This window comes from Elioraea sp. (genome assembly GCF_051860475.1).
Lineage (GTDB): Bacteria > Pseudomonadota > Alphaproteobacteria > Acetobacterales > Acetobacteraceae > Elioraea.
Genome location: NZ_JBHYDW010000194.1, coordinates 1 through 6,540, shown reverse-complemented (window position 1 = coordinate 6,540; position 6,540 = coordinate 1). Strand labels below are relative to the sequence as shown.

10 protein-coding genes and 1 pseudogene are annotated in these 6,540 nt (G+C 69.3%); 8 read left to right on the top strand and 3 right to left on the bottom strand.

The features are described 5' to 3' along the window. On the bottom strand, positions 1-393 hold a 393-nt coding region (locus ACTIFU_RS21760; RefSeq protein WP_439580421.1), incomplete at its 3' end, for a phage terminase large subunit family protein. Continuing rightward, on the bottom strand, positions 390-965 hold the full coding sequence (locus tag ACTIFU_RS21755) for a hypothetical protein (RefSeq protein WP_439580420.1): 576 nt from the start codon (positions 963-965) through the stop codon (positions 390-392). The genes ACTIFU_RS21755 and ACTIFU_RS21760, both read right to left, overlap by 4 nt. Positions 966-1,089: 124 nt before the next feature. On the opposite strand from ACTIFU_RS21755, the gene ACTIFU_RS21750 reads away from it, so the two are divergent. The 7 genes from ACTIFU_RS21750 to ACTIFU_RS21720 all read left to right on the top strand — a co-directional run bounded on the left by ACTIFU_RS21750 (position 1,090) and on the right by ACTIFU_RS21720 (position 4,037). Further along, positions 1,090-1,335: a hypothetical protein gene (locus tag ACTIFU_RS21750; protein ID WP_439580419.1), complete on the top strand. Its 246-nt coding sequence runs from the start codon at positions 1,090-1,092 to the stop codon at positions 1,333-1,335. 14 nt (positions 1,336-1,349) lie between these two features. After that, positions 1,350-1,556: a hypothetical protein gene (locus ACTIFU_RS21745; protein WP_439580418.1), complete on the top strand. Its 207-nt coding sequence runs from the start codon at positions 1,350-1,352 to the stop codon at positions 1,554-1,556. A 100-nt stretch (positions 1,557-1,656) separates the two neighbouring features. Then, positions 1,657-2,511, top strand: a complete 855-nt coding sequence (locus ACTIFU_RS21740; protein WP_439580417.1) for a DUF3489 domain-containing protein — start codon at positions 1,657-1,659, stop codon at positions 2,509-2,511. Beyond that, the gene (locus ACTIFU_RS21735) at positions 2,508-2,714 is read left to right on the top strand and encodes a hypothetical protein (protein WP_439580416.1); all 207 of its coding nucleotides are present in this window, start codon (positions 2,508-2,510) and stop codon (positions 2,712-2,714) included. The genes ACTIFU_RS21740 and ACTIFU_RS21735 overlap by 4 nt, the downstream gene beginning before the upstream one ends. Positions 2,715-2,857: 143 nt before the next feature. Further along, positions 2,858-3,052, top strand: a complete 195-nt coding sequence (locus tag ACTIFU_RS21730; protein WP_439580415.1) for a hypothetical protein — start codon at positions 2,858-2,860, stop codon at positions 3,050-3,052. A gap of 125 nt (positions 3,053-3,177) precedes the next feature. Next, positions 3,178-3,399 carry a hypothetical protein gene (locus ACTIFU_RS21725; RefSeq protein ID WP_439580414.1) on the top strand — a complete coding sequence of 74 codons (222 nt, stop codon included), beginning with the start codon at positions 3,178-3,180 and terminating at the stop codon, positions 3,397-3,399. A 128-nt stretch (positions 3,400-3,527) separates the two neighbouring features. Then, positions 3,528-4,037 carry a hypothetical protein gene (locus ACTIFU_RS21720; RefSeq protein WP_439580413.1) on the top strand — a complete coding sequence of 170 codons (510 nt, stop codon included), beginning with the start codon at positions 3,528-3,530 and terminating at the stop codon, positions 4,035-4,037. A gap of 67 nt (positions 4,038-4,104) precedes the next feature. Here the strand turns inward: ACTIFU_RS21720 and ACTIFU_RS21715 are convergent, their stop codons facing one another. Continuing rightward, a complete protein-coding gene (locus tag ACTIFU_RS21715; RefSeq protein ID WP_439580412.1) occupies positions 4,105-5,352 on the bottom strand; it encodes a M20/M25/M40 family metallo-hydrolase in 1,248 nt (415 codons plus the stop codon). Positions 5,353-5,534: 182 nt separating this feature from the next. On the opposite strand from ACTIFU_RS21715, the pseudogene ACTIFU_RS21710 reads away from it, so the two are divergent. Continuing rightward, a pseudogene (locus tag ACTIFU_RS21710) lies at positions 5,535-6,540 on the top strand (hypothetical protein); the annotation flags it as partial.

Genomic DNA, 6,540 nt, shown 5'->3' with positions numbered 1-6,540 from the left:
CAGCGGATCGATGCGCTGGTCGGAGAAGCGCTTGGAGAGCTCCGTGGTCGGCTGCACCGCCAGCTTCGGCCCCGGCGCGTGATGCACCACGTAGCCGATCCAGTTCGTCCCCACGGTGGTCGCACCCACCTGCGCCCCTTTCATGAACACCACGCGGCGCGCCGGGTGCGACGGCGACAGCGCGTCCATCACCTCACGCAGGTAGGGCGTGCGTGCCGTGCGATAGGGACCCGGCTCGGCGGAGTCCCGCGAGCCGAGGACGCGATGCCGGTCGGCCCACTCCGACACCAGCAGCGCCGGCTCGGGTGCGAGGCCGTCGCGCCAGGCCTGCACGATCTCGAGGTTGCCGTCGAACCGGCCCACCTCCGTGAGGATCCGATCGAGGCCGTTCATGCGACGGCGATCCGCACGTCGTTGCGCTCGGCGAGCAGCGTGCGCAGGCGCGCGTCGAGCATCATCTGCAGCCGGTGCGCATCGACGCCGAGCTCGGCCGCCATCTCGGCCGCGACCCGCGCGGGCCAGCCCAGGATGGCGTCGCGCTCCTCCTTCGCCAGCCGGTGCACCAGCAGGAGCGCGCGCGCCTTGTCGACCAGCTGCCCCTTGCGCTCTTCGAGGCGGAGCTTGCGCTCCTGCGCCTTCAGCACCTCGTTGGCCGTGCGCGCAGTGTGGTAGCTCGACCCGCTTGGCGGCGGATCGATCGTCGCTGCCCCGATCGGCAGAGGCTTCGTCGCCGGACGCGGGAGCGGCTGGGACTGTGGCGTCGGCGTCGCCATCGCGGCGGTCTTGCGCGCCGGCTCCGCTGTGCTGGCGAGCTGGGCGCGAACCTTCTCGACGTCCCAGCGCCCGTCCAGCTCGGGCGCGATGCGGCCCGAGCGCGCCGCCTTCTGCAGCGCCGTGTGCGAGATGCCGAGCCGGCGCGCCACCTCGCGCTGCGAAGCGGCCATGCCGCCCTCAGAGCCGATCATGATGTGATCGAAGCTCCCGGAACAAAGCAATCATCGGATCGCGCCGTCCGCTTGGCTCACGCGCGCCCCAGCGCGAATGGTCCGTCACGCGCAGGGGATTGGCCCCCGCCAGACGGAGACGACGATGACCCGGACCGAGAAGCAGGAAGCCCGCGCCACCGCCAACCAGCAGAAGAGCCTGGAGGCCTTCATGGCCGCGAAGGCGGAGTTCGACACCCTGGTCGCCGAGTTGCAGCAGATGGGCGCGGACCACTTTGGCGCGGACCCAGAGGCGGTGCTCTGGGGGCACGCCGAGATGCTGAAGGACTGGAACGCCCGCCTCCGCGACATGGCCGACGCGTATCACCGCCGCGGCGAGTACGCGCAGTGAGCGGGGAGGAGACGATGGTGCGCTACAGCATCGAGTTGCAGCCGGTCCGGGACGGCTGGGTGTGGGGGATCGACCAGGAGGTCGACCACGGCCCCGCCGCGCATATCCCCAGCCGCTACGAGGACGGGGAGACGGTCTTCCCCACCGCCGCGGCGGCGGCGGCGGATGCGGAGCGACGGATCGCCGAGATCCGCGCCGGCAAGCATCGCCGCCTGACCTGACGCGGGTCTCCCCCGCACCGCCCCGACGGGCCTCTGGTCCGCGGGGCTCGGGGCAGTAGGGGGCGGCATGGGGCCGCTCCCACCACAGGAGCCCCAAACGATGACCCTCTCTGATACCCACCTGATGGTCCTGAGCGCCGCCGCCGCGCGTCAGGACAAGCTGGTGACGAAGCACAAGCGGCTGCCCGGTGCGTCGCTGCAGAAGGTGTGCGCCGCACTGGTGAAGCGCGGCCTGCTCCCCGAATTGACCGGCGTCTCGCCGGATCCCGAGGTGCTGAAGGCGAAGACGGAACTCGGCATGACCGAGTACGCGATCACGCCGTCCGGGTTGGCGGCGATCGGCGTCGATGACGAGCCGCCCTACGACGAGGATCTGCCGAAGGACGTGCGCGTGGGCGTCGATCCGTTCCTGATCGAGGGTCCGGACAACAACCCGCCGGACGACGCAACCACGGCGCCCACGGGCGCGGAGGTCGCACCGCAGGCGACCATCCCCGCGGCGGACGAGACGGCGCGCCCTGCGGCCACGACGGCGCCAACGCGGGGCACCCTGCGTGCCGCCGCGCAGGCGGTGCTCGACGCCTGGGACGACGAGGAGAACCGCGACACCGACGTCATCGCCGCCCTGGAAGGGCCGATGGCGGCACTGCGCGCGGCACTCGCCGGCAATGCGCATGCCCGCCGCGAGCCCGGCGCGCCGCGCAAGCCGCGGGAGGGCACGAAGCAGGAGGCGGTGCTCGCCCTGCTGCGCCGTCCCGAGGGTGCGACGATCGCCCAGATCATCGACGCCACCGGCTGGCAGTCGCACACCGTGCGCGGCTTCCTCGCCGGCCTGAAGCGCAAGGGCATCACCGTCGAGGTGTTGGAGCGGGTGCGCCAGGTCGGGCCCAACAAGGAGGGCGCGAAGGGATCGTACTCCGTGTATCGCGTGACCGGCGTGGGCGAGGCGCGGTGACGAGCGAGTTCATCCTGCGCATCCGCACCACGGGGCCGGCGTTCCAGAACTGCCCGACCGCGGAGATCGGTCGCATCCTGCGCCGCCTCGCCGACGAGATGGACCGGCTTCGCTTCGCCGGCGTGTGGCCGCGCCCGCTGCACGACAGTGACGGCAACCGCGTCGGTCAGGCGGAGTTCGTGTTCAACCCATCCGAGGCCTGATCCTCCGCACCCACGCCGCCGCTCGCAGATCGCGGGCGGCGGTGCTGCGCTCGGCAAGAACGCACCATTATGATCGCGTACTCAGCTTGGCTGTGCGCCGCACCAGCGCGAATGGTCGTCCCGTCACGACGATGGAGATGGCCATGACGGACTTCACCCTGACGCCCGCGGAGGATGGCATCCTGGCGGCGGCGATGGACGAGGCGCTCAGGCTCCGCATGAGCGACGACCGCACGATCGAGCACGTCGCGACCGCTATCCTCGGCGAGATCACCACCGACCGCGCCACGGCGTGGCGTCTCGCATCGCGCGAGCTGGATCGGCGCTTCCCGCGCTGACAGGCCCGTCGGGCCGCACGATGAAATCCCCGGGCGTCCCCAACCGGATCGCCTTGGCTGCGCGGCGCACCAGCGCGAACGGTCCTCACGCGCGAGGAGTGGCCCTCGCCGTGATGGAGGCCCGCATGCCGCTGATCCGCGTGACCGACGCGACCTACACCGCACTCGCCCGCCTGGCGATCGGCACGTTCCGTCCGACAGGAACGCGCCAGGCCGACGGCACCTGGCTGGTGCCGATCGACCAGGACACCTGGGACCGCATCCACGCGATGCGCCTGCCCGGGGAGACGGACGAAGACGTGATCCAGCGCGTCATCCACCAGCATCTCGGCTGCCGCCCGTCCTGATCGTGTGATCACGCCGCCGCCCCCACACCGCGCGTGGCGGCGATCTGATCGGCACATCGAGATCTTGCGCCACCGAGTCCGGCCGGCAGTTCAGGCGTCCCTTTGATGAGCGGCGGGAGGTCGCCGCCATGCCCGAGCTCACCCCGTCGACGCGTGAGGCGGCGCGCCGCATCGGCATCACCGAGACGGCGCTGCGGAAGGCCGCGAGTGCCGGGCGCATCGTGCGCGAGCCGGACGGTCGGTGGGACATCGACAAGACGCGCCGCCGCCTGGTCGAGACCGCGGACCCGACCCGCTCGCCGCTGGGTGGCAGTGCCAACGCCGATGGCACGCCGTTCGCGCGGCTGAAGGTTGCGCAGCTCGCGCTGAAGGTCGAGGCGCAGCGCCTCGCGCTCGACGAGAGCAAGCGCCGGCTGGTGGACGTCGCCGAGGCCGACGCGACGATCGACGAGGTCGCCGGGGCGATGCGCGATGCGCTGCTGAACTGGCCCGCGCGCGTCGCTGGCGTGATTGCCGCCGAGCTCGGCGTCGATCCGCACCTGCTGCAGACCATCCTGCAAAGCCACATCACCGAGCTGCTGACGGAGGAAGCCGATTGTTTTGATCCTCAAAGTCTTACCGATAGGTCAGCAAGATAGAATTGTACCCAAAATTCTTCGAATTTCAATGTAACAGATTTGACATGAACCGGATTTAATTTCTCTTTTAGGGCACTCGAGCAAGATAATCAAAAGCAGATAGGACGTGAACCTTAACGACGTGGAGATACTCCTCGACGTCGACGTTCTCGTCCTTCTGGCCCATGCCCCGCGGGAACGGTCCGTATACATAAGCAGGGATGCCGCGCTGGCGCCACAGCCGCGCATCCGATCCGCCGAGCGAGATGATCGGCACCGGATCGATCCCCGAGACGGCGCGCGCATTGGCCTGCATGTGGCCGACCATCTCGTGGAACGGATCGCAAGCGGCGGGTTCGGTGAAGTTGATCTCCTCGGCCGTCGCGGTCGGGTAGCGCCGCAGGATCTCGGCCACGCGGCGCATGATGTCGTCCTTCGAGCCGCCGACCGGCAGGCGGATGTCGGCCTCGAAGCTGCACTGGCCGGGCACGATGTTGACCTTCAGCCCGCCCTTGATCGTGCCGATATTGACCGTGTAGCACTGCACGATCGCGCCCGCTCCGTCACCCATCGCGCGGTCGGCCGCCGCAGCACCCGCCCGGACCGCCTCGCCGATGCGCCCCGGCAACGCGACCTCGTCGCCGGCCAGTGCGTCGAGATCGGCGATCAGCCGCGCCGCGATCTTGGTGGCGCTCTCCGAGAGATGGGTATAAGCGCCATGTGCGCCGGGCGTGCGCACCGTGAAGCGCAGCCAGAGCGGCGCCTTCTCGCCGAAGCGGATCGTATGGGGCGAGGAGGGCTCGCCATTGAGCAGGCAGTCGCCCAGCACCTCCGGCTCGTTCGCGACCAGCCAGCGCGCGCCATAGGGCCCGAAGGTCTCCTCGTCGGACACGCAGGTCAGCGTGAGCTTTCCGGCGAGCGCGGCGCGCGCCTCGTGCAGGTAGCGGTACGTCATGACGGAGGCGGAGGTCCCCGCCTTCATGTCGGCCACGCCGCGACCCCAGATCTTTCCGTTGGCCAGCGCGCCTGACCACGGCCCGTGGGTCCATGCCTCGGTCTCGTCCACCGGGAACACGTCGATATGGCCGTTCAGCACGAGATGGCGTCCCGGTCGGCCGGTGTCGAAGGTGCCGACGATGTTGGGCCATTCCGCCTTCGGCGCGACGGTCCGCCACGGCAGTTCGTGCCGGTCGAGGAAGCGCGTGATCACGCCTGCGGCCTCGCGCGTCTCGCCTGGCGGATTGGGCGAGGGCGCACGCACGAAATCTTGCAGGAAGCCGACGATGACATCCCGGTCACGGTCGATCCATTGCAGCAACGTTGCCTTGTCCGTCACGGTATCGCGACCCTCCTCGTTCGTTCCGCACACGCCGCGTGAAGCGCTACGGCAACGGAAGTGTGTCAGAATGTGGCTTGTCAAGGGTGAGTGGCCGCCCTAGCGTTTCGCGTCAGCGCGGGCACGACGGTGCTCCATGCTGGGAAGACGTCGCCACGGTCGTCGCAAGAGGGAGAGCTTCCATGGAAGCGAACAGCGAACTCGTCTCCGCGTCGTCCACGCCCGAGCACCGGGCCCGCCGGCGTGAGGTCCTGAGGTTCCTTGCCGGACTTGGCATCACCGCACCCGCCGCCACGCTGCTGCCCGCGATCGACGCGGCGCTGAACAATGCGGCCGCGCAGGCGGCACCAGGCCAGCCGGCGCCGCGGCTCGGCGTCTACCTGCCGAACTGGCCCGACCAGGTGGAGCTGTGGCGGCAGCTCTCGCGCGAGTGGCAGGCGATCGGCATCGAGCTCGACCTTCAGCAGGGCACGCTCGACACCTTCATCTCGCAGATCGTCGCCGAGCAGAAGCTGCCGCATCTGGGCAGCATGTCCTGGGGCGGCGCGCCTGATCGGCTCGACCCCGACTACTTCCTCTCCGAGATGTTCCACAGCCGCCGCACCGCGCGCGGCGGACTCAACTTCGGCTTCTACCGCAACGAGGCGTTCGACAAGCTCGCGGACGAACAGCGGAGCGAGATGGACCTCGCGAAGCGCCAGGCGCTCGTCCGGGAGGCGCAGACCCATATCGTCGAGGACAGCCCCTCGATCGTGCTGTTCCACCGCGACATCATCCACGCCTACAACAAGTCCCGCTTCTCGGGGATGAAGCCGATCCTCGGCAACGGCATCGGATTCCCCTACATGCCGCTGTCCTATATGGACATCACGCCGCTGACGCGACGACGCTTCATCCGGCTCACATCGATCTACGACATCGCCTCGCTGAACCCGTTCCTGACGCCCGAGATCTACAACTCGACGACGCTGCGGCTGATCTACGCGACCTTCGTCACGCGCGACGAGAAGGCCGAGGTGATGCCCTGGGCGCTCGAGCGCTGGAACGTCGTCAGCCCGACGACCGTGGATGTCGCGCTGCGGGGCAACACGAAGTTCCATGACGGCCGGCCGGCAAGCGCCGAGGACGTGAAGTTCACCTTCGACTTCATCGCCAAGCACCGCTTCCCGGCGCTCTCCCGCGTCGACG